The following is a 25650-nucleotide window of genomic DNA, read 5'->3' as shown; positions in this document are numbered from 1 at the left end:
CGATCCCACCTCCACAGCACGAACCCGGCCGGGGCGCGCTGTCCCTCCCGAGCCCCAACGGCCTTGACAGGAACAGAGGTTTGCAGGAGCCAGGGTGTGAGTCCAGTCGTACGGGCCGGTGGGGGCGCGGGAGGGACAGCGCCGGGGACGGGGGAGGCAGCGGGGCGGCGCTACGCGGTGCGGGCGCGCTCCAGGATCGCCGCGAGGTCCGTTCCGGGCGGGAGGGTGCCGAAGGCGCGGCCCCACGCGCCGCCCAGCCGGGAGGCGCAGAAGGCGTCGGCGACGGCCGGGTGGCCGTACCGCACCAGCAGACTGCCCTGGAGGACGAGGGCCAGCCGCTCGGCGAGCTCCCGGGCGCGCAGCTGCGCGCCCACCGGGTCCTTCAGCTCCGGCAGGACGGCCCGCACGCCGGCGGCGGCCGCGTCCAGCCGGGCGTCGGCGCCCGCGGCGGCGTCCACCTCGGCCAGGACGGCGTCCAGGGAGGCGGGCTCCCGCTCCAGGGCGCGCAGGACGTCGAGGGCGGCGACGTTGCCCGAGCCCTCCCAGATCGACAGCAGCGGCGCCTCGCGGTACAGGCGCGGCATGCCCGACTCCTCGACGTAGCCGTTGCCGCCCAGGCACTCCAGGGCCTCGGCCGCGTGGGTGCTGCCGCGCTTGCACACCCAGTACTTGGCCACCGCCAGCGCCAGGCGCCGGAAGGCCGCCTCCCGCTCGTCACCCGCGTGGGCGGCGTCCACGGCCGCGGCCAGCCGCAGCCCGAGGGTGGTGGCCGCCTCCGACTCGACCGCCAGGTCCGCCAGGACCTGGCGCATCAGCGGCTGGTCGGCCAGCGCGGCGCCGAACGCCCGCCGGTGGGCGGCGTGGTGCAGGGCCTGCCGCAGACCGGCGCGCATGCCAGCGGCCGTGCCCAGGACGCAGTCCAGGCGGGTCATGCCGACCATCTCCACGATGGTGCGCACCCCGCGTCCGGGCTCGCCGACCGGCCAGGCCACGGCGCCGTCGTACTCCACCTCGGAGGAGGCGTTGGAACGGTTGCCCAGCTTGTCCTTGAGCCGCTGGAGGTGCATCGCGTTGCGGGTGCCGTCGGGCAGCACGCGCGGCAGCAGGAAGCAGCTCGGCCCCTCGGGGGCCTGGGCCAGGACCAGGAAGACGTCGCTCATCGGCGCGGAGGTGAACCACTTGTGGCCGGTGAGCCGGTGGCTGCCGTCGCCGGCCGGGACGGCCCGGGTGGTGTTGGCCCGCACGTCCGAGCCGCCCTGCTTCTCCGTCATCGACATGCCGGCGATCAGGCCGGCCTTCTCGAGCGGGGGCCGCAGCCCGGCGTCGTAGGCGCGGGCGGCCAGCAGCGGCTCGTAGACGGCGGCCAGCTCCGGCTGGGCGCGCAGCGCGGGGACGGCGGCGTAGGTCATCGAGACCGGGCAGCCGTGCCCGGCCTCGGCCTGCGACCACAGGTAGAACTTGGCGGCCCGCACCAGATGGGCGCCGGGGCGGTGGTCGGCCCAGGGCGCGGCGTGCAGCCCGTGCTCCACGGCGGTGGCCATCAGGCGGTGCCAGGCGGGGTGGAACTCCACCTCGTCCACGCGGTGGCCCCAGCGGTCGTGGGTGCGCAGCCTCGGCGGGGACTCCTCGGCCATCCGGGCCCACTCCTGCACCTCCGGGGAGCCGGCGAGGCCGCCCAGCTCCCGCACCTCGGCCAGTCCCCACTCCGCGCCGTGGCGGCGCAGCGCCTCGGTCACGGCGGGGTCGTCGGCCGCGGTGAAGGGCGCCAGGGGCGGGGGCTGGTTGATCACTTCGTGGGTGGCGCTCATGGCGGCGACCTCCGGCGGTGGGGGCGGGACCGCGCGGGTCCCGTACCCTGACATTACATATCCGGCGCACGCGGCGGAAGACTGTAACGGGACGGTTGGGATCGTGCCCCTCGGAGACGGCGGAGGCGGTGTGGACGGCACGGACGGCACGGACGGCACGCGGCGCGGGGAGGCGTCCCCGCGGGGGCCGCAGGAGACCGGGCTGCGGCCCCTGACGGCCCGGTCGATCGTGCTGAGCACCCTCCTCGGCCACCATCCGCCGGCCCTGCCCGTCAGGGCCCTGGTCCGGGTGGGCGAGCTGTTCGGGATCGCGGAGGGCACGGTCCGGGTGGCGCTGTCGCGGATGGCCGCGGCCGGTGACCTCCTCCAGCGCCCGGACGGCTCCTACGCCCTCACCGAGCGCCTGCTCGCCCGCCAGGCGCGGCAGGACGACAGCCGCTCGCCGAGCACCCGCGACTGGCACGGGCAGTGGGAGATCGCCGTCGTCACCGCCGAACGCCGCGCCGCCGCCGACCGGGGCGCCCTGCGCCAGGCCATGGCCGCCCTGCGCCTGGCCGAGCTGCGCGAGGGCACCTGGCTGCGCCCCGCCAACCTCGTCCGCGTCCGCCCGGCCGTCGTCACCGGGCAGTGCACCCTGCTCACCGGAGTCCCCGAGGGCGATCCGGCGGCGCTGGCCGCCGCCCTGTGGGACCTGGACGGCTGGGCGCAGCGCGCCCGCGCCCTGACGGCGGCGGCCGACGCCGCCGAGGAGGCCGGCGACCTGGCCCGGCGCTTCACCGTCGCGGCCGCCGCGCTGCGCCACCTGCTCGCCGACCCCCTGCTGCCGGACGAACTGCTGCCCGGCGGCTGGCCGGGCGCCGCCCTGCGCGACCGCTACGCCGCCTTCGAGGCCGACCTGCGGGCCGTCCTGCGGCACCACACCGCGCTCTGACACCGCGCCGCGGCCGCCGCGCCGCGCGCCGTCACCGGGCGGGGGCGAGCACCACCCACACCGGCCCCTCGGCGAAGTCCACCGGATCCCCCTGCGGGGTGGTGAACTCCGTGCCGTCCTCCGCAGCCGGCCGCGACCATCGGGCCTCGTACGCCCGGCCGCCGCGCAGCACCGTCGCCTCGCCGGAACCGGTGGTCTCGGAGTAGGGGGTGATGTTGCCGCCCCGGTCGCCGAAGCGGGAGTCGCGGATCGTCACCCGCTGGACGACGACCGTCGGGGCACCCAGCCGGTCGCCGCCGGAGGTGGTGGCGGCCCTGCCGTCCATGGACACCAGCCAGCGGTCCTCCCCGCCGGACCAGGTGAAGGAGACGGCGGCGTTCGGGAAGCGGACGGTCTCCCCGGTGTCGGGCCGGCCGCCCTTCGGCGCGGCACCGAAGCGGAACCCGATGTCGCCGGCGCCGCCGACCCCGTCGGGTGCGGCCTCCAGCGCGGCCCCGGGATCCAGGTACATGTTGTGCGGCGCGGGGCGCTCCCGGTCGCGGGAGTACGCCTCCGGCGCCTCACCGGGCGGCAGCAGGTGCACCGGGGAGTCCTCCAGGACGGGGACCAGCTTCGACTGCGCTCCGGAGTAGGCCAGTGCGGGCTCGCCGAACTGCCGCAGCAGTTCGAGGTCGGACTCCCGGGCGCTGCGCACCGGGCCGACCGAGGGCGGCAGGTCGGAGGAGTAGACGGCCACCAGCCGGGTCAGGCCCGCCTCGACCTGCTCCACGTACACGATGTCGGCCCGCTCCAGGCCCGTGGGGGGACGCGCGGCCGGCACGTTGTCGACCTTCACCGCCAGCACCGGCGCCGACGGGTCCGCGACGCGCTCCCCGGTGAACGGCGAGCGGTCCGCCCCGCCGCCGTCCCCGCCCTGGCAGCCCGCCAGCACGACGGCCGGCACCGCCAGCGACGCCAGCGCCCTCGCGACCCGCCCCGGCCTCCGTCCGCTTCCCATCGCTCGCCGTCCCTCCGGCCGGGCGCGCCCACGCGCCGCCTGGATCCTCTCCTCATTCCTGACCGGCACGGGCGCTTTTCATGTCCGTTTCGTCCCCCGAGCTCGCCGGGGCGCCTCCCGCCCCGGGGCGGGGCGGGCAGGCCACGGGGCGTGTGTTCAGCAGGCGCACACCCCGGCTCCCCGCAACGGTCACGCCGAGTCCGCCCGGCGCGGCCATGAAGGAGGGGAGCCGGGCCGTCCCAGCGGCGGCCGGGCGAACCGTCCGCCGTCCGGACCAGGAGGACCTGCCGTGTCCGTCCCCACCGCACCCGTCCCCGCCGGATCCGTCGCACCCGCCGGATCCCCCGCACCCGTCCCGGCCGTCCCCCGGCCCGCACCCGTACCGGCCGCCGAGCGGGGCGCCACCGCCTACACCGTCCACCTCGCCCGCGACGAGGCCGACGTGCGGGCCGCGCAGCGCCTGCGCCACGAGGTCTTCGCCGGGGAGATGGGCGCCCGGCTCACCGGCCCCGAACCGGACCTGGACACCGACGCCTTCGACGCCCACTGCGACCACCTGCTGGTCCGGGAGCGCGCGAGCGGACGGGTGGTGGGCACCTACCGGCTGCTGCCGCCGGAGCGGGCCCGCGCCGCCGGGGGGCTGTACTCCGAGGGCGAGTTCGAGATGGACGGGCTGCTGGACGGCGCCGGCCTGCGCTCCGAGCTGGTCGAGGCGGGGCGCTCCTGCGTCCACCCCGGGCACCGCGACGGCGCCGTCATCGCCCTGATGTGGGCGGGCATCGCCCGCTACCTGGCGGACACCGGGCACAACTGGCTCGGCGGCTGCTGCTCCCTGCCGCTGGCCGACGGCGGGACGACGGCCGCGGGGGTGTGGGACACCGTCGCCCGGCGGCACCTCGCGCCCGCCGAGCACCGGGTGCGGCCCCGGCGGCCGTGGCGCCACGAGGAGGTGCGGCGCCCGGCCCGCACCGTGCTCCCGCCGCTGCTGCGCGGTTACCTGCGGCTGGGGGCCAAGGTCTGCGGGGAGCCCGCGCACGACCCGGAGTTCGGCGTCGCCGACCTGTACGTGCTGCTGTCGCTGCGCGACACCGATCCCCGCTACCTCCGCCACTTCCTCTCGCTCGTCCCGCGGTGACGGTGACGGTGACCGCCGCGGCGGCGGCCCCGGCGGCGGAGGCGGCGGTCCCCGCGGGGCACGGCGGCGGCCGGGCGGGGACGGCGGCGGCGGGCGGCACTCCGTGGCTCCCCTTCTCGGCGTGCACCGTCACCGGCTGCCTGCCGCGCCGCCCGCCCGCGGTGGGGCCGCTGCGGCGGGTGTGGCGCTGGACGGCCCTGGCCGCCGTGCTGTCGGCCGGGGTGGTGCTGTCGCCCGTGGTGCGCCGGCTCGCCCCGGCCCGCCGCGGGAGGCTGGTGCGGCACTGGGCGGGCGCGGTCGTCGCGGCGCTCGGCGTGCGGGCCCGCGTCACCGGCGCGCCCGTGACCGGACCGGCGCTGGTGGTGGCCGACCACGTCTCCTGGCTGGACGTCCCGCTGCTGGCCTCCGTCACGCCCGGCCGGATGCTGGCCAAGCGGGAGATCGGGCAGTACCCGGTGCTGGGACGGCTGGCCGCCCGTGGCGGCACCCTGTTCATCGACCGGGAGCGGCTGCGGGCCCTGCCGGCGACGGTCGGGGAGATCACCGCGGCCCTGCGCGCCGGGTCGACCGTGGTCGCCTTCCCCGAGGGCAGCACCTGGTGCGGCAGGGAGCGGGGCGCCTTCCGGCGCGCGGTGTTCCAGGCCGCCCTGGACGCCGGGGTGCCCGTCCAGCCGGTGGCGATCCGCTACCGGACGGACGGCGGGCGGCGCGCCCCGGACGGGCCCGGGGGGAGGGGGGCGGAGGCCACTCCGGCGGCCTTCGTCGGCGACGACACGCTGGCGGCCTCGCTGCGCAGGGTGGTCGCCGCCCGCGGGCTGGCCGCCGAGGTGACCGTCCTGCCGCCGCTGCGGCACGGGGCCTGCCTCGACCGCCCCGGGTCGCCCGGCCGCCGCGTGCTGGCGCGCGCGGCCCAGGAGGCGGTGGAGGCGGTGCGGCCGGGGGAGGCGGCGGGGACCGCGGACGGCGGTGGGGGCGGGCACCCGCCCGCCCCCACCGGACCCGCCCCGGCCGCCCCCTCCCCGGCCGGACCCGCGGGCCCCCGCCCCGCGGCCCGTCAGCCCTCGGCGGCCTGACGGGTGAGCCGGATGGTGTCCCGGTACCACAGGCCGCTGTCCTTCACCGTCCGGCGCTGCGTGGCGTAGTCGACGTGGACCAGCCCGAACCGCTTGGCGTACCCGTAGGCCCACTCGAAGTTGTCCATCAGCGACCAGGCGAAGTAGCCGCGCACGTCGGCGCCGGCGGCGCGGGCCGCCGCCACCGCGCGGATGTGGTCGGCCAGGTAGGCGGTGCGGTCGGCGTCGTGCACCGCCCCGTCGCCGGCCACCGTGTCGTCGAAGGCCGCACCGTTCTCGGTGATCACCATGGGCAGGCCGTAGTCCCGCTCCAGCCGGACCAGCAGCTCGGTCAGGCACTCGGGCACGATCTCCCAGTCCATCGCGGTGCGCGGCCTGCCCCGGGGCACGACGCGGGTCACCGGCAGGCCGTCCTCGCCGGTGGGCGAGCCGTCCTCGGTGGTGCCGGAGAAGACGTGCCCCGAGTAGAAGTTGACGCCGAGCACGTCCAGCGGTGTGGAGATCACCTCCAGGTCGCCGTCCTCCACGGGCAGGGCCGCCCCCCTGGCGGACAGGTCCTCCAGCACGTCCTGGGGGTAGCGGCCGTGCACCAGCGGGTCCAGGTAGAGCCGGGTGCCCATGCCGTCGGCGCGGCGGGCGGCGGCCCGGTCGGCCTCGCTGTCGCTCGCCGGGGTGGCGGTGCCCAGGTTCAGGGTGATGCCCAGCTCCTCGGGCGCGTGGCGGGCGGCCCGCAGCCGCTGCGCGGCCAGCCCGTGGCCCAGCAGCAGGTGGTGGACGGCCCGCATGGCGTCGCCGACGTCGCGGCGCCCGGGCGCGTGCACCCCCTGCTCGTAGCCGAGCACCGCCGAGCACCACGGCTCGTTCAGCGTCGTCCAGTGCCGGACGCGGTCGCCGAGGGCCTCGTGGGCGATCTCGGCGTAGTCGGCGAACCGGAGCGCGGTGTCGCGCGCCGGCCAGCCCCCGGCGTCCTCCAGCTCCTGGGGCAGGTCCCAGTGGTAGAGGGTGACCCACGGGGTGATGCCGTGCTCCAGCAGCTCGTCGACGAGCCGGTCGTAGAAGGCGATGCCGCGCGGGTTGCCCGTGCCGCGCCCGCCCGGCTGGATGCGCGGCCACGCCAGGGAGAAGCGGTAGGTGTCGACGCCGAGGGAGGCGATCAGCTCCACGTCCTGCGGCATCCGGTGGTAGTGGTCGCAGGCGGTGTCGCCGTTCTCGCCCCCCACCACGGCGCCGGGGACGCGGCAGAAGGTGTCCCAGATGGAGGGGGTGCGGCCGTCCTCGGCGGTGGCTCCCTCGATCTGGTACGAGGAGGTGGCCACGCCCCAGCGGAAGTCCGCGGGCAGCCCGGGGATCGGCTCGGCGGCGGGGGCGGTCAGGGGGGACGCGGATGCGGTGGTCATGCTTCTCCAGGTCGGCGGTCGTCGTTGAGCCAGCAGGCGACGCTGCGGCCGGTGTCCGAGTCGGCGGGCGCCAGGTGGGGCGTTCGCCGGTCGCAGGGGTCGAAGGCCTTCGGGCAGCGGGGGTGGAAGGCGCAGCCGGGCGGCATGGCCCTCAGGTCGGGCGGCGAGCCGGGTATGCCGGTCAGCTCCCGGCGCGGGCCGCGCAGCGCCGGGAAGGAGTGCAGCAGCCCGTCGCTGTAGGGGTGGCGGGGGTCGCGGTAGATGTCGGCGGCCCCGGCCTGCTCCACGATCCGGCCGCCGTACATGATGGCGATCCGGTCGGAGAACTCGATCAGCAGCGAGATGTCGTGGGTGATGAAGACGACCGAGAAGCCCAGCTCCTCGCGGAGCCGCACCAGCTGCCGCAGGATCTGCCGCTGCATCACCACGTCCAGCGCGGTGGTGGGCTCGTCCATGACCACGATCTCCGGCTCCAGGGCCAGCGCCATCGCGATCATCACCCGCTGCCGCATCCCGCCCGAGAGCTGGTGCGGGTAGGCGCCCAGCCGGTCGGCGGAGATCCCCACCAGCGCCAGCAGCTCCTCCGCCCGCGCGGTGCGCGCGGCGCGGGACATGCCCGGCCGGTGGGCCCTGAGCACGTCGGTGAGCTGGGTGCGGACGGTGTGCACGGGGTTGAGGGAGTTCATCGCCCCCTGGAAGACGATGGAGATCTCCTGCCAGCGGAAGGCGCGCAGCTCCCGCGGCGTCATGGCCAGCACGTCCACCGGACCGCCCTCGCGGGGGTGGTAGCGGACGTCCCCGCCGGTGATCACCCCGGGCGGGGAGAGCAGCCGGGTGACGGCGTAGGCCAGGGTGGACTTGCCCGAGCCGGACTCGCCGGCCAGTCCCAGCACCTCGCCGCGGCGCAGGGTCAGATCGACGTCGTGCAGGGCGCGCACGGCGCCGTCCCCGACGCCGTAGTCCACGGACAGGGAGCTGATCTCCAGCACGGGCGGCGCCGCGGTGGCGGGCGCGGCCACGGCCGGGGTGGCGGACGTGCTCATGCGGGGGTGTCCTCCGTCTTCTCCGTGGCCGGCCGCGCTCCGGCGGCCTCCTCCGTCTGCCTCCCGGGCGTGCCCGCCTCCTCCCGCCGCCCCGGCCCGCCCGGTCCGGCCGCGCGCTCGCGGGGAGCGCGGACGACGGGGGTGAAGCCGACCCGCATCCGGGCCGCGCCGCGGACGCGGGCGGTGGTGCGCAGGCGGGGGTTGACGAACTCGTCGATGCCGAAGTTGATCAGCGACAGCGCCGTGCCCAGCAGGGCGATGCACAGCCCGGCGGGCACGAACCACCACCACGCCCCCTGGCCGAGGGCCTGGTTGCTCTGTGCCCAGAACAGGATCGTCCCCCAGTTCCAGTGGGAGATGTCGGCCACGCCGATGAAGGCGAGGGTGATCTCCGAGAGCACGGCGAAGATCACCGTGCCGATGAAGCCGGAGGTGATGACGGCGGTCAGGTTCGGCAGGATCTCGAAGACGATGATCCGCCACGTGGACTCGCCGGTGGCGCGCGCGGCCTGGACGTAGTCCCGGTTGCGCAGCGACATCGTCTGGGCGCGCAGCACCCGGGCCCCCCACGCCCACGCGGTGAGGCTGATGACCACCGCGATCACCACGTCGCCGGAGTCCGGCAGGAAGCTGGCGATGATGATGATCAGCGGCAGCCCGGGGATGACCAGGAAGATGTTGCTGAGCACGGAGAGCAACTCGTCGGCGATCCCGCCGAGGAAGCCCGAGCTCACCCCGACCAGCACCGACAGCAGCGTGGCGAAGAAGCCCGCCGTGAAGCCCACCACCAGCACGCCCCGGGTGCCCACCAGCACCTGGGAGAAGATGTCCTGCCCGGTCTGGGTGGTGCCGAACGGGTGCTCCGCGGACGGCGGCTGGAGGATGTCGTCGCTCATCGCGGACGGGTCGTGGGGTGCCAGCCACTCCCCGGCGACGGCGAGCAGGACGAACAGGCCCAGGATCGCCAGCCCCGTCGCGGTCTTGCCGTTGCGCAGGAAGCGCAGTCTGTCGCGGCGGGCCGCGGGCGGTGCGGCGGCGCCGACGACGGCGCTCTCGGTCGCCTGTACGGCCATCGGTCAGCCCTCCTTCCGGGTACGCGGGTCGAGGAGCATGTAGAGGAGGTCGGCCAGGAGGTTGGCGGCCAGCACGGCGAGGGTGATGATCAGGAACACGCCCTGCATCAGCGGGTAGTCCTTGGCGTTCACGCCCTGGAAGAGGACGTAGCCGATGCCGGGGTAGGAGAAGACCATCTCCACCAGGAGCGTGCCGCCGACGATGAAGCCCAGGGAGAGGGCGAAGCCGGAGACGTTCGGCAGGATCGCGTTGCGGGCGGCGTAGGAGAACATCACCCGGCGCTCGGACAGGCCCTTGGCGTGGGCGACCGTCACGTAGTCCTCGGAGGAGACGGTCACCATCATGTTGCGCATCCCCAGGATCCAGCCCGCCATCGCGCTGAGCACGATGGTCGTGCCGGGCAGCACCGCGTGGTACAGGGCGCTGCCGGCGAACTCGGCGCTGAGCCCGGGGACGAGGGAGGTGTCGTAGCCGCCCGCGGCGGGGAAGAGCGGCCACTGCACGGCGAACAGCGCGATGGCGATCAGGCCCAGCCAGAAGTACGGGATGGCGGAGATGAACGTGGTCACCGGCAGCAGCCCGTCCAGCCAGGAGCCGCGCTTCCAGCCGGCGAGGATGCCGACGCCGGTGCCGACCAGGAAGCTGATCAGGGTGGTGGTGCCGACCAGGGCCAGGGTCCACGGCAGGCTCTGCGCCATCACCTCCGAGACGGGGGTGGGGAAGAAGGTGAACGACAGCCCCAGGTCGCCGCGGGCGAGGTTGGCCCAGTAGTCCAGGTACTGCTGCCACAGCGAGCTGTCCCGGTCGAGGCCGAAGAGGGTCTCCAGGGAGGCGATGGACTTGCTGGAGAGCTGCCCCTGGTAGCGGGCGATCAGCGACTGCACCGGGTCGCCCGGCATCAGGCGCGGGATCAGGAAGTTGATGGTGATGGCCGCCCAGGCGGTCAGCAGGTAGAAGGACAGGCGCTGGAGGACGAACTTCACGACGCCGCCTCCGATCCGGCGCCGGGGCCGCCGGGGCCCCGCGACGCTCCGGGGGCCCCGGCCGTCCGCACGGTGCCGGCAGTGTCGGCGGCGTCCGCGGCGTCCGGGGTGTCGTACAGCCAGCAGGCCGCCCACTGCCCGCCGTCGAGGTCGAAGCGCGGCGGGGTCTGGGTGCGGCAGCGCTCCATCGCCAGCGGGCAGCGGGGGTGGAAGCGGCAGCCGGGCGGGGGCGAGATCAGGCTCGGCGGCTCCACGGAGGACGGGTCGGCGTCCGCGGGGAGCGCCTCGTCGTCCCGGCCGTCCGCGCCGCCGCCGGTGCCCTCGACCCGGTCCGGGTCGGGCGCGGAGGACAGCAGCAGCCGGGTGTAGGGGTGGGCGGGGCGCTGGGTGACGGTCTCGCTGTCGCCGCCCTCCACCATCCGGCCCGCGTACATCACCAGCGTCTCGTCGGCGAAGTAGCGGGCGGAGGCGATGTCGTGGGTGATGTAGAGGACCGCCAGGTCCAGCCGCTCCTTGAGGTCGCGCAGCAGGTTCAGCACGCCCAGCCGGATGGAGACGTCCAGCATCGACACCGGCTCGTCGGCCAGCAGCACCCGGGGGGAGGCGGCCATGGCGCGGGCGATGGCCACCCGCTGCCGCTGGCCGCCGGACAGCTCGTGCGGGAAGGAGTCCAGGTAGCGGCCGGCCGGGGTGAGCTGCACCTGGCCCAGCAGTTCCGCCAGCGCCCGCTCCAGCTCCTGCCGGCCGTCGCCGGCCCGGCCGTGGATGCGCAGCGCGCGTGTCAGGTGGTAGCGGACGGTGTGCACGGGGTTGAGCGAGGCGAAGGGGTCCTGGAAGACCATCTGCACGTGCCGGCAGTACGCGCGCAGCGCCCGACCCCGGCCCGCCCGCACGGGCCGGCCGTCCAGCAGGATCTCGCCGGACGTCACCGGGTACAGCTGGGCGAGGAGCCGGGCCACGGTGGACTTGCCGGAGCCGGACTCGCCCACCAGCGCGGTGACGGAGCCGCGGCGCAGCCGCAGCGAGACGTCGTCCACGGCGTGGACGGCACGGCGGGGGCCGCCGCCCAGCAGCGACCGCGCGCCGCGCCGCAGGGGGAAGTGCTTGCTCACGGCGCGGGCCTCCAGCACCACGCGCTCGTCGTGCCCGCCTCCGGCGCCGGGGCCGGGCCCGGGGGGCGGTGGTGGTGCGGTGTGTTCTTCGGGCATGGCTGTTCCTGTCATCCCTGTCGGGTCGTCCCCGGCGTTCCCGCCGGGCCCTGCGCGGGGGCCGGGCCGGGCGGGCCCGCCGCGTGCCGGACGGGCCCGCCGGCGGGCTCGGGTGGATCGGGTGGTCGGTCGGTTCCTCGCGGGTCCGCGGTGCCCGCCCCGCCGCTGCGGCGGGGACCGTCTCGGTGGTGCGGCGGGGCGGGCGGTCGGCGGGCGGGCCGTCAGGAGGCGGGCCGCAGGTGCAGGACGACGTCCAGCGAGTTGGGCTGGGTGGGCTGCGGGGGCGCGTACGGGTCGCTCTCGGTCGGCCAGCCGACCCAGTTGCGGGTGCTGTACTCGGCGCCGATCGGGGCGGCGGCGGTGGCCACCAGCGGCACCTCCTCGACCATGATCCGCTGGAGCTCGTGGAGCGCCTTGGTGCGGGTGGCCTCGTCCTCCGCGTTCGCGTACTCCTTCAGGGCCTTCGTGGCGTCCTCGTTGCGGAAGCGGCCGAAGTTGCCGCCCGGGGAGGCCTTGCCCAGCGGCTGGTACAGCTCCCCGTCCATGACGTGCTGGTACATGTCGTAGGGGGTGGCGCCGCTGTTGGTCCAGTGCAGGGTGGCGTCGAAGTCGCCCTCGTTGACGGCGGTGGTCCAGGCGTCCACCGTCTGGGTCCTGACCTTGGCCTCGATGCCGATCTTCTTGACGTTGTCCTTGATGATCGACAGTCCGGTGAGGTAGTCGGACCAGCCCGCCGGGTCGGTGAGGGTCATCGTCACCGGCTTGCCCGAGGGGTCCTTCAGGACGCCGCCGGACAGGGTGTAGCCGGCCTCCTCCAGCTCCTTCTTGGCCGCCTCGACGTCCACCTCCTGCTTCTTGCCCTTGTACTCGGGCGCGATGAAGGACTCGCCGGCCGGCAGCGGGATGCCGGTGACGCTCTCGATCTCCGGGTAGAGCGTGGCCTGCGCCCGCACGTGGATGGCCTCGCGGTCGACCACGTGGTTGATCGCGCGGCGCAGCGCCGGGTCGTCGAAGGGCTTCTTGGCGGTGTTGAACCACAGCCCGTGGACGCCCAGGCCGGAGGGGAACCAGAGCTTGTTGTGCTCGGGGTCCTTGGCGACGTAGATCTTCTTGTAGTCGGGGGTGAAGACGAAGGACCACTCGCAGGTGCCGTTGGCCAGGGCGGTGGTCTGCGCGTTGTTGTCGTTGTAGGAGGTGTAGCGCAACTCCCTGACCTTGGGCTCCTCCTGCCAGTAGGTGTCGCGGGCGGTGAGCGTGATGGTCTGCGGGGTGAAGCTCTTGAGCGTGAACGGACCCGTGCCCACCGGCTCCTTGTTGGGCCAGGTCTCCGGGTTCTCCACCTTCGACCAGATGTGCTCGGGCACGACGAAGGTGCTCAGGATCTTGCTCTGGTTGACGAACTGCGATTCGGGGAAGGACAGTTCGACCGTGTCGCCCTTGCGGCTGATGTCACCGAAGGGGATGGCGTTGGTGTTCAGCGCCTGGTTCTTCTTGATCAGCTCGAAGGTGAACTCCACGTCCTCGGCGGTGAACTTCTCGCCGTCGGACCAGGTGGGTCCGGACTGCACGGTGAGCCGGAGCTTCGTGTAGTTGTCCGACCACGTCCACTCGCTGGCCAGCCAGGGCGTTCCCTTGTCGGCGGGACGGACGCCGTTCACCATCACCAGCGGCTCGTAGATCATGTGCCGGTAGCCCAGGGAGGCGCCCGCGGAGGTGCCCAGGAACGGGTTGCTGTTGTTGGTCTGCGGGCCGTTGGGCATGCCGACGGTCAGCACGCCCTCGTCGCCCCCGGGCTGCGAACCGCCCGCTCCGGGGGCGCCGGCGGTGCAGCCGGCGAGCAGGACGGTGGTGCCCAGGGCCGCCGCGGCGGCGGCTCTGGTGCGGGGCCGGACTCTCATGGTGTCTCTCCTCCGTGGGTCTTTCCGGGTGTCGCGGTGGGTGAGGGAGGGGCCGGGAGTTCTGAGAGCGCTCTCACGCTCGTGAGAGCGCTCTCACGACGGTTCCGCGGCGGTGTGGGGCTCGGGGTGGGGCTCGGGGTGGGGCGGGGTGGCGGCCGGTCAGGGGACGGGGGCGGGTGCCGAGTCCCGGACCACCAGCTCGGTGGGCAGGACCACGGGCTCCGCGGGCGGCGGCTTCCCGTCCAGCCGGGAGAGCAGCAGGTCCGCCGCCGCCGCGCCCAGCTCGCGCAGGGGTTGGCGGACGGTGGTCAGGGGCGGATCGGTGCAGGCGGCGAGCGGCACGTCGTCGAAGCCGACCACGGCGACGTCCTCGGGCACCCGCCGCCCGGCGGCGCGCAGGGCCTGCAGGGCGCCGGCCGCGCCGAGGTCGTTGTGGGCGAAGACGGCGTCCAGGTCCTGGCCGTCGGCCAGCAGCTTCTCCACCGCCTCCGCGCCGGAGCGCACCGTGAAGTCGCCCTCCACGGTGCGCCGCGGGTCGTGCTCCACGCCGTGCGCCTCCAGGGTGCGGACGAAGCCGTCCAGCCGGTCGCGCACGGAACCGAACCGCTGCGGCCCGGTGACCACCAGCGGTGCGCGGCGCCCCAGGGCGAGCAGGTGGCGCGCGGCCAGCTCGCCGCCGAGGGCGTTGGTGGTGGCCACGCAGGGGAAGGACGGGTGGCGGGCCCGGTCGTCGACCAGCACCACGGGCAGGCCCGTGCGGTGCAGCGTGGCGGCGGCCTCGATCTGCCACTCCGGCTCGACCACCAGCAGGCCGTCGAAGGCGCTGGCCGACACCTGCCCGGCGAACCGGGCCATCGACTCCCGGCCGCGGCCCCGGGTGAACAGCAGCAGCCCGTAGCCGGCGGCCTCGACGGCGTCCACCGCGCCCTGGAGCACCTCGGCCGCCCAGGGCCAGGAGAGCGACGGGGTGAGCACGGCGAGGGTGCGGCCGCGGCCCCGGGCCAGCCCGACGGCGCGCGAGCTGGGCACGTACCCCAGCCGGTCGATGACGTGGCGCACCCGCCGGGCGGTGCGGGCGTCGACCTCGCCCTTGGAGTTGAGCACCCGGGAGACCGTCGACTTGCTGACGCCGGCGGCGCGGGCGACGTCGGCGATGGTGACGCGCATGGCACTCCTCGGCGGTTCGGCGGGATCCGGTGGTTCTGCGGGGGCCCGGCGGCCGGTCCGGCAGGGCGCGCGGGCGGGGCCGGGCAGGAGCGGCGGCACCGGTTCCGGGACCGGTGCCGGGCATGGGCAGGGAGTCAAACGGCAGTTGGACCAGTCGTCAAGACTTCACACCAAGATTGATGAGGAATGTGTGAGAGCGCTCTCAAGAGCGCTCTCTTGTTCATTTCTTGAAGACGGATTGGTCTCGTCCAAGGGCTTGACGCCGTGCTTCCCCCGGGAGTTGACTCACGCCCCGAAGCAAGCCCGGAGAGCGGGCATCCGGTGTGCCGAGAGCCGTCCGCCCGCCCTCGCCGACCCGGTGCCCCCGTCCCGCACGAGCTGACCCCGCGCCCCGCGGCGGTTCCCCGGCTCCTCCCGCCCCACCCGGGGAGACGGCCGCCGCGGCGGACCCGCGCGGACGGGGGCGCCACCCGACCACCGAAACCTTTCGACGACAGACGGAAGCGATGTGGCCATGAACCCCACCCCCCACACCCCCGGCACCGCCGAGGCGCCGCCGCGGCCCGGCCGCGGCAGACGCCGGACCCGCCCCTGGGCCTCGGCGGCGGCGCTGCTGGGCCTGGCCCTGACCCTGGCCGTCACCGGGACGGCGACGGCCGGACCGGCGGACGGCGCAGCGTCCGCGGCGACGGCGGAGCGGAGCGCCGGCCCCGCCGAGGCGGCCGGCGCCGCGCCCATGGCCGTGCTCTTCGAGGACACCTTCGACGGGCCGGCCGGAGCGGCCGTCGACGGCTCCAAGTGGCAGCTGGAGACCGGCGACAACAGCGGCAACAACCACGAGCGGCAGTACTACACCCCGGGCAACGCCAACGCCGCCCTCGACGGCGGCGGCAACCTGGTGATCACCGCCCGCAAGGAGAACCCCCGCAACTACCAGTGCTGGTACGGCCGGTGCGAGTACACCTCCGCCCGGATGAACACCGCGGGGAAGTTCACCACCACCTACGGGCACATCGAGGCCCGCATCAAGATCCCGCGCGGCCAGGGCATGTGGCCGGCGTTCTGGATGCTGGGCGCGGACATCAACAACCCCGGCGTCGGCTGGCCCAACAGCGGTGAGATCGACGTCATGGAGAACGTCGGCTACGAGCCGGGCACGGTGCACGGCACCCTCCACGGCCCCGGCTACTCCGGCGGCGAGGGCATCGGGGCCTCCTACACCCTGCCGGGCGGCCGGGCGTTCGCCGACGACTTCCACACCTTCGCCGTCGACTGGGCGCCGAACTCCATCACCTGGTCGGTGGACGGCCAGGTCTACCAGCGCCGCACCCCGGCCGACCTGGGCGGCGACCGGTGGGTCTTCGACAAGCCGTTCTTCCTGATCCTCAACCTCGCCGTGGGCGGCGACTGGCCCGGCCTCCCCGACGGCAGCACCGTCTTCCCGCAGCGGATGGTCGTCGACTACGTCCGCGTCACCGGTGGCGACAGCGGCGGCGGCGGGGGACGCACCGGTACGATCACGGGCCTGGCCGGCAAGTGCCTGGACGTGGCCTGGGCGGACAGCACCAACGGCACCCCGGTGCAGATCCACGACTGCAACGGCAACGCCGCGCAGCAGTGGACCGTGGGCGCGGACGGCACCATCCGGGCGCTGGGCAAGTGCCTGGACGTCTCCGGCGCCGGGACGGCGGACGGCACGCCCGTCCAGATCTGGGACTGCAACGGCACGGCCGCCCAGCAGTGGGTGGTCACCCCGGCCCGGGACATCGTCAACCCCCGCGCCGACAAGTGCCTGGACGTGAGGGACCACAACTCCGCCAACGGCACCAAGACGCAGATCTGGACCTGCACGGGAGCCGCCAACCAGAAGTGGAACACCCCGTGAGCGCGGCCCGGGCCGCCCGGCGGCCCGGGGACTGACCCGCACCGCCCGGCCGGTGGGCGCGCGCCGCCGCGCGGCCACCGGCCGGGCCCTGTCACCCCCGTCCGCCGGCGGCGCCGGTGCCGGGCTCCCCGGCCACCAGGTCCCGGTACTCGGGGTTCAGCGCGAGCCACTGCTCCACGAAGGCGCAGGCGGGCCTGATCCGCAGGCCGCGCCGCCGGGCGTCCTCCACGGCGGTCCGCACGAGCCGGTCGCCGATGCCCTGCCCGAGGAAGGGCCGGGACACCACGACCCGCGGGTAGGACACCAGGTCGCCGGCGCGCACGTAGTCGGCGAAACCGGTGAGTGTCGTGCCGATCCGCGCCTCGAACCGGCTGTGGGCCGGTGCGTCGGTGATCGACACCGGACGGTTGGTGGCTGCCGTGGGCATGCTGCATTCCTCCCGGAACGACCGGAGAACGGCCGGAATGTCGAGACTTCCGGACGTCCGAGTGCCACGCCACGGCGTTCCTACCCCTCCCGTCCCCCCCGACCGGGCGGCGGGGACGGCGGACCCGCCGCGGCGGAGCCGCCGGGGGCCGGGAGGGACGGGCCGTACCGCGCGGTTCCGGGGGAGCGCGGGGCCCGCGGACTACTGCCCCTCCTCCAGGCGGAAACCGACCTTCAGACAGACCTGGTAGTGCTCGACCGCACCGTCCGCGATGTTGCCCCGGACCTGCGTCACCTCGAACCAGTCCAGGTGCCGCAGGGTCTGCGAGGCGCGCTCGAGCCCGTTGCGGATCGCCTGGTCGACGCCCTCGTGCGAGGTGCCGACGATCTCGGTCACCCGGTAGGTGTGGTCGCTCATGGTGGCCTCCTGCGGTGGGTGGGGGCGCGTTCGGTTCTCGTTCCACCGTGCCTCAGGGCCGGGCCGCGCGCGAGTGCTAGGCTCGGCGGCGGGCCGTGACTGGCGCATTCGGATGGAACCGACCATCGGGGAGCGGCCCTCGCCGCGGACCGTCCCGCACGCGAAGAAGAGCCGCGCGCCTGGGCCGCCCGGACCGTCGTCGAGGACGTCAAGGAGAGGGCCCATGGCCACCGACCCCACCCCGAGCACCGCAGCGACCGCCTCCACGGCCTTCGGCAGCGCCCTGGACGTGATCCGCGCGGTCGAACCGCGCGTCGCCGACGCCATCGGCGCCGAGATCGCCGACCAGCGCGCCTCCCTCAAGCTGATCGCCAGCGAGAACTACGCCTCCCCGGCGGTGCTGCTGGCCATGGGCAACTGGCTCAGCGACAAGTACGCCGAGGGCACCGTCGGCCGCCGCTTCTACGCCGGATGCCGCAACGTCGACACCGTCGAGGCACTCGCCGCCGAGCACGCCCGCGAACTGTTCGGCGCCCCCCACGCCTACGTCCAGCCGCACTCCGGCATCGACGCCAACCTCGTCGCCTTCTGGGCCGTCCTCGCCCAGCGCGTGGAGAGCCCGGCCCTGGAGCGCGCCGGGGCCAGGCACGTCAACGACCTGACCGACGAGGACTGGGAGGCGCTGCGGCGCGAACTGGGCGGGCAGCGGATGCTGGGCATGTCCCTGGACGCCGGCGGCCACCTCACCCACGGCTTCCGCCCCAACATCTCGGGCAAGATGTTCGAGCAGCGCAGCTACGGCACCGATCCGGCCACCGGCCTGCTCGACTACGACGCGGTGCGCGCCGCCGCCCGCGAGTTCCGCCCGCTGGTCCTGATCGCCGGCTACTCCGCCTACCCCCGCAAGGTGAACTTCCGGATCATGCGGGAGATCGCCGACGAGGTCGGCGCCACCTTGATGGTCGACATGGCCCACTTCGCCGGCCTCGTCGCGGGCAAGGTCTTCACCGGCGACTTCGACCCCGTGCCGCACGCCAACATCGTCACCACCACCACCCACAAGTCCCTGCGGGGCCCGCGCGGCGGCATGGTGCTGTGCGACGAGGCGCTGGCCGAGCACGTCGACCGCGGCTGCCCCATGGTGCTCGGCGGCCCGCTGCCCAACGTCATGGCCGCCAAGGCCGTGGCCCTGGCCGAGGCCCGGCGGCCCGACTTCCGCGCCTACGCCCGCCAGGTGGTGGACAACGCCGCCGCGCTCGCCGAGGGCCTGATGCGCCGCGGCGCCACCCTCGTCACCGGCGGCACCGACAACCACCTGGCCCTGGTGGACGTCTCCGGCTACGGCCTCACCGGGCGCCAGGCCGAGGACGCCCTGCTGGCCGCCGGCATCGTCACCAACCGCAACGCCGTGCCGCGCGACCCCAACGGCGCCTGGTACACCTCCGGCATCCGCATCGGCACCCCGGCGCTGACCACGCGCGGTCTGGGCACGGCGGAGATGGACGAGGTCGCCGACCTGATCCACACCGTCCTCACCGCCGCCGAGCCCGGCACCACCGCGGCCGGCGCCCCCTCCAGGGCCCGGTACGAGCTGGAGCCCAAGGTCGCCGAGTCCGTCGCCGGACGCGCCGCCGACCTGCTGGCCGGTCACCCGCTCTACCCGGGCATCGACCTGGCCTGACCGGCGGCCGGAACGGGTCCGCTCCGGCCGGTTCCGGAGCGGACCCGGCCGGTAGCCTGCCGCCATGACCGAAGACCTGCCCGAGATGAGGGCCTCCGACGCCGACCGGGAACGTGTGGCCGAGGTACTGCGCGAGGCGGTGGCCGAGGGCCGCCTCGACATGGAGGAGTTCCAGGAGCGGCTGGACTCCGCCTACACCGCCCGCACCCAGGGCGAGCTGGCGCCGCTGGTGAGGGACCTGCCCCGGACCACCGCGCCGACCACGCCGGCCGAGCCCGCGGGGGGCCGCCGCGGCTGGGCCGATCGCTTCGGCGGCAAGCCCACCTCCCGCAGCGGAGTGGCGGTCATGGGCGGCTTCGTGCGCAGGGGGGCGTGGACCGCTCCCCGCCGCTTCACCGGCTTCGCCTTCTGGGGCGGCGGGGAGATCGACCTGCGCGAGGCGTACTTCGAGGACCGCGAGGTGGAGATCCGCTGCTTCGCGATCATGGGCGGCATCCACGTGGTCGTCCCGGACGAGGCCGAGGTCGACGTGCGCGGCATCGGCGTCATGGGCGGCTTCGACCACAGGGCCGCGGGCCGGGGCGAGCCCGGCGCACCCCGGGTGGTGGTCAGCGGCTTCGCCTTCTGGGGCGGCGTCGGGGTGGAGCGCAAGGGGCAGCGCGAGGAGCGCAAGCGGCTGGAGCGCGAGCGCGGTCACGGCCACGGTCACGGCCACGATCACGGCCACGGCAGGCGGCCGGGCGGCGGGGACGACTGACCCGCCCGCCCTCACACCCACACGGGCCCGTCCGCGCCCGGACGCCCCGGCGGGCGCCTCCAGCCGCGGGGGCCGCCCTCGTACACCACCGGCGGGACGGCGTGGCGCAGCCGCCCCAGGGGGCTGTCGGCCTCGGCGAGCCAGTCGGCCGGGTCGTACGGCTCCCGCGGCCCGTCCGCCGCTCCGGGCTCGGTCTCCAGTTCGTGCAGCAGCCAGTGCGCGGTGCGGGCCAGGGACAGGCGCACGCGCCGGGTGCCGCCGCCGTCCGGTCCGCCGTCGCGCTGGTCGGTGAGGGAGCGCAGCACGGCGGCGGCCAGCAGGTAGCCCGTGCCGTGGTCCAGGGCCTGTGCGGGCAGCACGCCCGGCCGGCCGTCGGAGTGCCCCTCCGCCACCGCGATGCCGCTCGCCGCCTGCACCAGGCTGTCGAACCCGCGCCGCCCGCCCCACGGTCCCGCCCCGGCGCCGCCCCAGGCGCTCAGCTCCGCGACCACCGCGCCGGGCCGCCGCTCGGCCAGCTCCCGGGCCGACAGCCCGAAGCGGTCCAGCGCGCCGGGCCGGTAGCCGGCGACCACGACGTGGGCCTGCGCCAGCAGCTCCCCGAAGGCCCTGCGGCCGGAGCGGGAGGAGAGGTCCAGCAGCACCGAGCGCTTGCCGAAGCCGGTGTCGGCGTGGGCGTCCGCGCTCTCGGGCAGGCCGGGCGGGTCGATCCGCAGCACGTCGGCGCCCAGCAGCGCCAGCGTGCGGGTGGCCACCGGCCCGGCGATGACCCGGGTGAGGTCCAGCACACGGGGCCCGGACGGCGGCAGCGGCGGCGCGGGCGCGTCGTCCAGCCGCTCGCGCCCCACCAGCGGGAGCCCGGCCACGGCCGCGCCCTGGGCGTGGGCCGCCCACGCCCTCGGCGTGCGGACGGCGACGGCGAGGCCGCCCGCCGCGTACACCGCCTCCTCGACCTCCTCGGCGCGGCGGCCCGCGAGTTCGGCGGCGACCGCCTCCACCGGCGCCCCGCCGCCGTCGGGGACGCCGAGCGCGGCCAGCAGCCGGGCGCGGTGGTGGGGGTAGTTGGCGTGGGTGCGCACCCAGCCGTCCGCGGTGCGCCAGAAGCGGGAGAGCGGCGCGAACGTAGCGGCCGGACGGCCGTCGATCCGCAGATGGCGCTCGCTGGTGAACGCGGTGGCCACCGCGCCGTCGTCGACCCGCACCCGGGGGACGGCGCCGCCGGAGCGCCGGGCCGCCGCCTCGGCCGCGGCCAGGGCGCACACCGCGACCGCGGCCCGCGCCGACTCCCGCACCGGCAGCCGTGCGGGCAGGACGGGCGCGGGGGTGCCGCGCCGGACGAGGCGGACGCGCTCGGCCAGGGCCGGGTCGCCGCCCAGCTCGGCCCACAACCGGTCCCAGGGTCGCTGCTCCATGCCCGCATTGTGCCGTGCCGCGGGGCCGTCCGGCCGGAGGGCCGCTGTCGGTACCGGCAACTACGGTGATCACCAACGGAACTGAGTACCCGTACGGATGTTTGGACCCCGTCGTGGACGGCAGGCTGAAGGCATGGATCGGATCATGGAACGCACGCACCGCACCCCGGAACTGACCCCCACCCTGGCCTCGGACCTCGGGCGCGGCCCCGCCCTGGCGTTCGGCCTGGCCGGGACGCTCGCCCTGGGCTGGGTGGTCGCCATGGTCTACGTCATAACCTCCTGGGCGACCGGGGCCTGACGGCCGTCAGGCCCTGCCCTCCGCCCCTCCGCGCCCGGTTCCGCCCTCCGTGCCGGCTCCGTGCGTCCCGGCGCGGGCGCCCCTCAGGAGCGCTCCGAGGAGAAGGCCACCCGGAAGGAGATCCCGGCCCGCACCAGGCGCTCGGTCAGGGCGTCTCCCATGGCGACCGCCGTGGTGACCTGCCCCGAGGTCTCGGGCAGTTCGTCCAGGGCCAGGCACAGCGCCGACTCGGCCAGCATCTTCGCCGTCTCCCCGTACCCCGGGTCGCCGCCGGAGACCTCGGTGACCACGCGCCGGCCCCCGCCCTCGCCGAAGAAGCGGACCGAGAACCAGCTCTTCGCCCGCCGCTCCGGATCCGGCCCGTCGCCCGGCGCCAGCCGGGCCGACAGCGCCCGGCGGGCGGAGGGGACGTGGGCGAGTGCGTAGAGCGCGCCGACCCCGGCGATGCCGCCCACCGCGGCGGGCAGCCGGCGGACGGCCGCGTAGTGGCGGTAGCGGAAGTCCGGCCCGTAGCGGTCCAGCGCGGCGGCCGAGCGGGCGACGATCTGCGGGTCGAGGGTGGGCAGCGGCACCGCCCACGCCCCCGCCTTGCCGCTGCGGCGCGGCCGGTCCAGCGGGGTGCTGATCCGGCGCCCGGCCGGACGGGGCTCCACCCGCCGCCGCTCCCACGCCGCGGTCTGCGTCTCCCGCCGCCGGGAGAACGCCGTCAGCGCGGAGGCGAACGTGCCGCCGGAGAAGGCGCCGCGGGCGCGGACGTAGCCGTCGACCCGCAGCGGCACGCCCTCGGGGAGCTGCTTGACGGTGAAGAGCACACCCAGGTCGTACGGCACGGAGTCGAACCCGCAGGCGTGCACCAGCCGCGCCCCGCGCTCGCGGGCCCGCCCGTGGTGGCGCAGGTACATCCGGTCGACGAACTCCGGTTCGCCGGCCAGGTCCACGTAGTCCGTCCCGGCCTCGGCGCACGCGGCCACCAGGGGCTCGCCGTGGTGGACGTAGGGGCCGACGGTGGTGGCGACCGCGCGGGTGCTCTCCGCGACCGCGCGCAGCGAGCCCGCGTCGCCGACGTCGGCGTGCAGCAGCGGCAGTCCGGCGCAGGCCGGGTTGATCCCGGCCAGCCGCTCGCGGAGCCCCAGCAGCTTGTCGCGGCTGCGCCCCGCCAGGGCCCAGCGGCAGCCGTCGGGGGCGTGGGCGGCCAGGTACTCGGCGGTCAGCCGGCCGGTGAAACCGGTCGCGCCGAACAGCACCACGTCATGCTCGCGATCGTTCCGGGGCACTCTGCGCCTCCTGGGGGTGAGAAGGGAAGCGGACGGAAACCTCTGTCGGTGTCCGACCCTACGGTGGGGGCATGGACGAGCGTGCGAAGAGGCGCGGCGACGCGCGGCGGGAGCGGGTGCGGGAGTTCGCCCTCGAACTGCCCGGCGCGTACGAGGACTTCCCCTGGGGCGAGTCCGTGGTCAAGGTCAACCGGAAGATCTTCGTCTTCCTCTTCCTCGGCCACCTCGTCGCCGGACAGGGCGACTCCCCGCCCACCGTCACCGTCAAACTCACCGATCCCGAGGCCCACGCCCACGCGATGTCCGCCCCCGGCGCCGTACCCACCGGCTACGGGCTCGGCCGGGCGGGCTGGGTGACGGTCCCGCTGGGCGAACCGGGCGCGCCGGACGCGGAGCTGCTGTGCGACTGGGTGGAGGAGAGCTACCGCACCATCGCGCCCAGGCGGCTGGTGGCCCGACTCGACGCCGGCTGACGGCCGCCGCCGCAACGAACCGAGCGCCTCGCACCGGACGCGGTCCGGTGCGGGGCACCCGGTTGCGCGAGAGGTCAGCCCCGGGCCGCGTGGGTGAGGAAGTCGCTCCACGCCTCCGGGGCGACGGCGAGCTGCGCGCCGTCCTTTGCAACAGCTGACCAAGCGGCTGCTGGAGTCCGCCCTGGAAGGTGAGATCACCGACCACCTCGGCTATGACGAGCACGATCCGGCGGGCAGGAACGGCGGCAACTCCCGTAACGGCACCCGCTCCAAGACCGTGCTGACCGGCGTCGGGCCAGTGGAGACAACCGTGCCCCGCGACCGGGACGGCTCCTTCGAACCGAAGATCGTCAAGAAGCGGCAGAAGCGCCTGACCGGTGTCGACGAGATGGTCATCTCGCTGGCCGCCAAGGGTCTGACCACCGGAGAGGTCCAGGCCCACCTGGCCGAGGTCTACGGCGCCGACGTCTCCCGCCAGACCATCTCCACCATCACCGGCAAGGTCCTCGAGGGCATGGCCGAAGGGCAGAGCCGACCCCTCGGCCCGGTCCATCCGGTCGTCTTCATCGACGCCATCCACGTGAAGATTCGCGACGGTGCGGTGGCCAACCGGCCTAGCTGTGTCGCCCTGGCCGTCACGGTCGAGGGCCGGCGGGAGATCCCGGGCCTGTGGGCCGGTGACGGCGGCGAGGGCGCCAAGCACTGGCCGCACATCCTCACCGGGATCAAGAACCGCGGCGTGGGCGACGTGCTGATGCTGGTCTGCGGCGGGCTCAAGGGCCCCGCCCGAGGCAGGGGACGCGGTCCGGCCGAAGACGATCGTGCAGACCTGCGTGGTGCACCTGCTGCGGAACCCCTTCCGCTATGCCGCCCATCAGGACTGGGACAAGATCGCCAAGCTCCTCAAGCCCGTCTCTCCCCCGCAAGCGGGAGGTACCCCCACCGCACCGACCGAGGAGGCCGCCCTGGACCGGTTCGCCGAGTTCGCCGACGCCTGGGGCCGGAAGTATCCGGCGATCGTGAAGCTGTGGGGAAACGCCTGGGTGGGGGTGCCCCCGGACAGAATCTGGGGGAGAGTTCACTCCGTTCCTGCAGTTCGATGCCGAGATCCGCCGCATCGTCTGCACCACCAACGCGATCGAGTCGGTGAACGCGCGGATCCGGCGGGCGGTCAAGGCCCGCGGACACTTTCCCAACGAGCAGGCCGCCCCGAAGTGCGTCCACATGGCGATCATGTCCCTCGACCCCGCCGGCAAGGGCCAGGCCCGCTGGACCATGCGCTGGAAGACCGCGCTGAACGCCTTCGACATCACCTTCGACGGCCGCCTGCCGGCGGCCCGTCAGTAACCTCGACCACCCCAATTGCACCGAACGTTTGACAGACCCCTGATCCGGAGAGGAACAAAGTGCCAACCGGGAAAACAGAAAGCCTGTTGGTTCCGTTGCTTGTGATCGTGCTGTTCACCGCTCTGACAGCCGGTCTTTTCCTGGGCTCAAATCACCCGGCCCTGCGTGTTGCCGGTACGGTCGTGGCAGGGTTGGCGGCACTTGCTTTGATAGCGCTTCGGGTGACCACTCGCCACAAACCATGACGTCATAGCGTTCCACCACCGAGGGGGGCCTGTTCGGCGACGAGGAACGGTCACTGGAGTGATCCGTGAGCCGACGCGCGGCCGGGTGGGCGCACCGCCTGCCTGGCCGCCCAGACCACCGCCGGCGCCGACACCGGATTCGTCCGCGAACCGTCGGGCACCCTCAACTCCATGAGGACCGGGGGGAAGAGCCACTACTGCCTCACCGACGCGCTCGGCTCGGTCATGGGACTGGTCGACGCCGACGGCCAGCGCACCCACACCTACGACTACGGGCCCACCGGCCTGCCCCGCACCACCCCGACCGAGACGGTGCCCCAGCCCTACCGCTTCACCGGCACCTACCTCGACCCGACGGGGCTGTACAAGATGGGCGCCCGCTACTACGACCCCCACCTGGGCCGCTTCACCCAGCCCGACCCCTCGGGCCAGGAGACCAACCCCTGCCTCTACGCGAGTGGCGACCCCGTCAACTGCACCGATCCCCAGGGAACGTCGGCACCGGGATGCGTCGGAGGCGCGCTCTCAGTGGTCGGCGGAGCACTCTCCTTCGGGGCCGGAGTTGCCCCAGTGTTCGGCTCGGGAGGTCTTTCCACGCCGGCTTCGCTGGGTGCCACTGGTGCCGGCTTGGATTCGCCGGTGCCGGACTCGGAATGATCGATGCGTGTATGTCATGAATAAATCTGTGCTGGCTACCCTTATCCGGATCGGTCTCGGGCT

At 74.8% G+C, this 25650-nt stretch carries 21 protein-coding genes, 2 pseudogenes and 1 riboswitch; of the genes and pseudogenes, 10 read left to right on the top strand and 13 right to left on the bottom strand.

All coding sequences use genetic code 11. The annotated features are described in order from the left end of the window. Positions 1 to 170: 170 nt before the first annotated feature. On the bottom strand, positions 171 to 1808 hold the full coding sequence (locus ACFSJS_RS13850; RefSeq protein WP_380899983.1) for an acyl-CoA dehydrogenase family protein: 1638 nt from the start codon (positions 1806 to 1808) through the stop codon (positions 171 to 173). A gap of 202 nt (positions 1809 to 2010) precedes the next feature. Here ACFSJS_RS13850 and ACFSJS_RS13845 point away from each other — a divergent pair, with 202 nt between their 5' ends. Next, positions 2011 to 2739 carry a PaaX family transcriptional regulator C-terminal domain-containing protein gene (locus ACFSJS_RS13845; RefSeq protein ID WP_380900287.1) on the top strand — a complete coding sequence of 243 codons (729 nt, stop codon included), beginning with the start codon at positions 2011 to 2013 and terminating at the stop codon, positions 2737 to 2739. 31 nt (positions 2740 to 2770) lie between these two features. On the opposite strand, the gene ACFSJS_RS13840 is transcribed toward ACFSJS_RS13845, so the two are convergent. Next, positions 2771 to 3736 (bottom strand): DUF3048 domain-containing protein, encoded by a 966-nt coding sequence (locus ACFSJS_RS13840; RefSeq protein WP_380899981.1) that lies wholly within the window; start codon positions 3734 to 3736, stop codon positions 2771 to 2773. 289 nt (positions 3737 to 4025) lie between these two features. On the opposite strand from ACFSJS_RS13840, the gene ACFSJS_RS13835 reads away from it, so the two are divergent. After that, on the top strand, positions 4026 to 4871 hold the full coding sequence (locus tag ACFSJS_RS13835) for a GNAT family N-acetyltransferase (protein WP_380899979.1): 846 nt from the start codon (positions 4026 to 4028) through the stop codon (positions 4869 to 4871). Positions 4872 to 5011: 140 nt separating this feature from the next. Then, complete coding sequence (locus tag ACFSJS_RS13830) at positions 5012 to 5944, top strand: lysophospholipid acyltransferase family protein (RefSeq protein WP_417823813.1); 933 nt, start codon at positions 5012 to 5014, stop codon at positions 5942 to 5944. On the opposite strand, the gene ACFSJS_RS13825 is transcribed toward ACFSJS_RS13830, so the two are convergent. The 7 genes from ACFSJS_RS13825 to ACFSJS_RS13795 form a co-directional block, all read right to left on the bottom strand. Continuing rightward, entirely contained in the window at positions 5926 to 7341 is a 1416-nt protein-coding gene (locus ACFSJS_RS13825; protein WP_380899975.1) for a GH1 family beta-glucosidase, read from the bottom strand. The two genes, ACFSJS_RS13830 and ACFSJS_RS13825, sit on opposite strands and share 19 nt — an antisense overlap. Continuing rightward, positions 7338 to 8384, bottom strand: a complete 1047-nt coding sequence (locus tag ACFSJS_RS13820; RefSeq protein ID WP_380899972.1) for an ABC transporter ATP-binding protein — start codon at positions 8382 to 8384, stop codon at positions 7338 to 7340. The genes ACFSJS_RS13825 and ACFSJS_RS13820 overlap by 4 nt, the downstream gene beginning before the upstream one ends. Further along, entirely contained in the window at positions 8381 to 9457 is a 1077-nt protein-coding gene (locus tag ACFSJS_RS13815; protein ID WP_380899970.1) for an ABC transporter permease, read from the bottom strand. The genes ACFSJS_RS13820 and ACFSJS_RS13815 overlap by 4 nt, the downstream gene beginning before the upstream one ends. A 3-nt stretch (positions 9458 to 9460) precedes the next feature. Next, the gene (locus tag ACFSJS_RS13810) at positions 9461 to 10441 is read right to left on the bottom strand and encodes an ABC transporter permease (RefSeq protein WP_380899968.1); all 981 of its coding nucleotides are present in this window, start codon (positions 10439 to 10441) and stop codon (positions 9461 to 9463) included. Next, complete coding sequence (locus tag ACFSJS_RS13805) at positions 10438 to 11649, bottom strand: ABC transporter ATP-binding protein (RefSeq protein WP_380899966.1); 1212 nt, start codon at positions 11647 to 11649, stop codon at positions 10438 to 10440. The genes ACFSJS_RS13810 and ACFSJS_RS13805 overlap by 4 nt, the downstream gene beginning before the upstream one ends. Positions 11650 to 11870: 221 nt before the next feature. Further along, positions 11871 to 13547 carry an ABC transporter substrate-binding protein gene (locus ACFSJS_RS13800; RefSeq protein WP_380899964.1) on the bottom strand — a complete coding sequence of 559 codons (1677 nt, stop codon included), beginning with the start codon at positions 13545 to 13547 and terminating at the stop codon, positions 11871 to 11873. Between the two features lie 159 nt (positions 13548 to 13706). Further along, the gene (locus ACFSJS_RS13795; RefSeq protein ID WP_380899962.1) at positions 13707 to 14714 is read right to left on the bottom strand and encodes a LacI family DNA-binding transcriptional regulator; all 1008 of its coding nucleotides are present in this window, start codon (positions 14712 to 14714) and stop codon (positions 13707 to 13709) included. A 514-nt stretch (positions 14715 to 15228) separates the two neighbouring features. Here ACFSJS_RS13795 and ACFSJS_RS13790 point away from each other — a divergent pair. Next, positions 15229 to 16599, top strand: a complete 1371-nt coding sequence (locus ACFSJS_RS13790; RefSeq protein WP_380899960.1) for a ricin-type beta-trefoil lectin domain protein — start codon at positions 15229 to 15231, stop codon at positions 16597 to 16599. Positions 16600 to 16690: 91 nt separating this feature from the next. Here the strand turns inward: ACFSJS_RS13790 and ACFSJS_RS13785 are convergent, their stop codons facing one another. Then, complete coding sequence (locus ACFSJS_RS13785; RefSeq protein ID WP_380899958.1) at positions 16691 to 17026, bottom strand: GNAT family N-acetyltransferase; 336 nt, start codon at positions 17024 to 17026, stop codon at positions 16691 to 16693. Positions 17027 to 17227: 201 nt separating this feature from the next. Beyond that, positions 17228 to 17443, bottom strand: coding sequence for a dodecin (locus ACFSJS_RS13780; protein ID WP_380899956.1), 216 nt, complete (start codon positions 17441 to 17443; stop codon positions 17228 to 17230). Positions 17444 to 17528: 85 nt separating this feature from the next. Further along, a riboswitch (ZMP/ZTP riboswitch) is annotated at positions 17529 to 17635 on the top strand. Positions 17636 to 17666: 31 nt separating this feature from the next. Here ACFSJS_RS13780 and ACFSJS_RS13775 point away from each other — a divergent pair. Together ACFSJS_RS13775 and ACFSJS_RS13770 are read left to right on the top strand one after the other, a co-directional pair. Then, entirely contained in the window at positions 17667 to 19124 is a 1458-nt protein-coding gene (locus ACFSJS_RS13775) for a glycine hydroxymethyltransferase (RefSeq protein WP_380899954.1), read from the top strand. A 64-nt stretch (positions 19125 to 19188) separates the two neighbouring features. After that, positions 19189 to 19881 carry a DUF1707 SHOCT-like domain-containing protein gene (locus ACFSJS_RS13770; RefSeq protein ID WP_380899952.1) on the top strand — a complete coding sequence of 231 codons (693 nt, stop codon included), beginning with the start codon at positions 19189 to 19191 and terminating at the stop codon, positions 19879 to 19881. A gap of 11 nt (positions 19882 to 19892) precedes the next feature. On the opposite strand, the gene ACFSJS_RS13765 is transcribed toward ACFSJS_RS13770, so the two are convergent. After that, a complete protein-coding gene (locus ACFSJS_RS13765) occupies positions 19893 to 21290 on the bottom strand; it encodes a CoA transferase (protein WP_380899950.1) in 1398 nt (465 codons plus the stop codon). 145 nt (positions 21291 to 21435) lie between these two features. Between ACFSJS_RS13765 and mmpA the strand changes: the two genes are divergently transcribed. Then, positions 21436 to 21591 (top strand): morphogenic membrane protein MmpA, encoded by a 156-nt coding sequence (gene mmpA / locus ACFSJS_RS13760; RefSeq protein WP_380899948.1) that lies wholly within the window; start codon positions 21436 to 21438, stop codon positions 21589 to 21591. An 83-nt stretch (positions 21592 to 21674) separates the two neighbouring features. On the opposite strand, the gene ACFSJS_RS13755 is transcribed toward mmpA, so the two are convergent. Then, positions 21675 to 22865 carry a saccharopine dehydrogenase family protein gene (locus ACFSJS_RS13755; protein WP_380899946.1) on the bottom strand — a complete coding sequence of 397 codons (1191 nt, stop codon included), beginning with the start codon at positions 22863 to 22865 and terminating at the stop codon, positions 21675 to 21677. A gap of 71 nt (positions 22866 to 22936) precedes the next feature. On the opposite strand from ACFSJS_RS13755, the gene ACFSJS_RS13750 reads away from it, so the two are divergent. The 3 genes and pseudogenes from ACFSJS_RS13750 to ACFSJS_RS13740 all read left to right on the top strand — a co-directional run. After that, the gene (locus tag ACFSJS_RS13750; RefSeq protein ID WP_380899944.1) at positions 22937 to 23338 is read left to right on the top strand and encodes an MmcQ/YjbR family DNA-binding protein; all 402 of its coding nucleotides are present in this window, start codon (positions 22937 to 22939) and stop codon (positions 23336 to 23338) included. 145 nt (positions 23339 to 23483) lie between these two features. Continuing rightward, a pseudogene (locus tag ACFSJS_RS13745) lies at positions 23484 to 24685 on the top strand (IS256 family transposase); the annotation flags it as partial. 347 nt (positions 24686 to 25032) lie between these two features. Next, positions 25033 to 25587 (top strand): annotated as a pseudogene (locus ACFSJS_RS13740) (RHS repeat-associated core domain-containing protein); the annotation flags it as partial. Between the last annotated feature and the right edge of the window lie 63 nt (positions 25588 to 25650).

This window comes from Streptomyces desertarenae, assembly GCF_042681365.1.
Lineage (GTDB): Bacteria > Actinomycetota > Actinomycetes > Streptomycetales > Streptomycetaceae > Streptomyces > Streptomyces desertarenae.
This window is presented reverse-complemented; position numbering and strand designations above follow the sequence as displayed.

Excerpts from the sequence above, each read along its gene's own strand:
- ACFSJS_RS13785 (WP_380899958.1), bottom strand. The coding sequence starts at position 17,026 with ATGCCCACGGCAGCCACCAACCGTCCGGTGTCGATCACCGACGCACCG.
- ACFSJS_RS13765 (WP_380899950.1), bottom strand. The coding sequence starts at position 21,290 with ATGGAGCAGCGACCCTGGGACCGGTTGTGGGCCGAGCTGGGCGGCGAC.
- ACFSJS_RS13850 (WP_380899983.1), bottom strand. The coding sequence starts at position 1,808 with ATGAGCGCCACCCACGAAGTGATCAACCAGCCCCCGCCCCTGGCGCCC.
- ACFSJS_RS13775 (WP_380899954.1), top strand. The coding sequence starts at position 17,667 with ATGGCCACCGACCCCACCCCGAGCACCGCAGCGACCGCCTCCACGGCC.
- ACFSJS_RS13820 (WP_380899972.1), bottom strand. The coding sequence starts at position 8,384 with ATGAGCACGTCCGCCACCCCGGCCGTGGCCGCGCCCGCCACCGCGGCG.
- ACFSJS_RS13795 (WP_380899962.1), bottom strand. The coding sequence starts at position 14,714 with ATGCGCGTCACCATCGCCGACGTCGCCCGCGCCGCCGGCGTCAGCAAG.
- ACFSJS_RS13770 (WP_380899952.1), top strand. The coding sequence starts at position 19,189 with ATGACCGAAGACCTGCCCGAGATGAGGGCCTCCGACGCCGACCGGGAA.
- ACFSJS_RS13800 (WP_380899964.1), bottom strand. The coding sequence starts at position 13,547 with ATGAGAGTCCGGCCCCGCACCAGAGCCGCCGCCGCGGCGGCCCTGGGC.
- ACFSJS_RS13750 (WP_380899944.1), top strand. The coding sequence starts at position 22,937 with ATGGACGAGCGTGCGAAGAGGCGCGGCGACGCGCGGCGGGAGCGGGTG.
- ACFSJS_RS13790 (WP_380899960.1), top strand. The coding sequence starts at position 15,229 with ATGAACCCCACCCCCCACACCCCCGGCACCGCCGAGGCGCCGCCGCGG.
- ACFSJS_RS13825 (WP_380899975.1), bottom strand. The coding sequence starts at position 7,341 with ATGACCACCGCATCCGCGTCCCCCCTGACCGCCCCCGCCGCCGAGCCG.
- mmpA (WP_380899948.1), top strand. The coding sequence starts at position 21,436 with ATGGAACGCACGCACCGCACCCCGGAACTGACCCCCACCCTGGCCTCG.
- ACFSJS_RS13805 (WP_380899966.1), bottom strand. The coding sequence starts at position 11,649 with ATGCCCGAAGAACACACCGCACCACCACCGCCCCCCGGGCCCGGCCCC.
- ACFSJS_RS13840 (WP_380899981.1), bottom strand. The coding sequence starts at position 3,736 with ATGGGAAGCGGACGGAGGCCGGGGCGGGTCGCGAGGGCGCTGGCGTCG.
- ACFSJS_RS13815 (WP_380899970.1), bottom strand. The coding sequence starts at position 9,457 with ATGGCCGTACAGGCGACCGAGAGCGCCGTCGTCGGCGCCGCCGCACCG.
- ACFSJS_RS13780 (WP_380899956.1), bottom strand. The coding sequence starts at position 17,443 with ATGAGCGACCACACCTACCGGGTGACCGAGATCGTCGGCACCTCGCAC.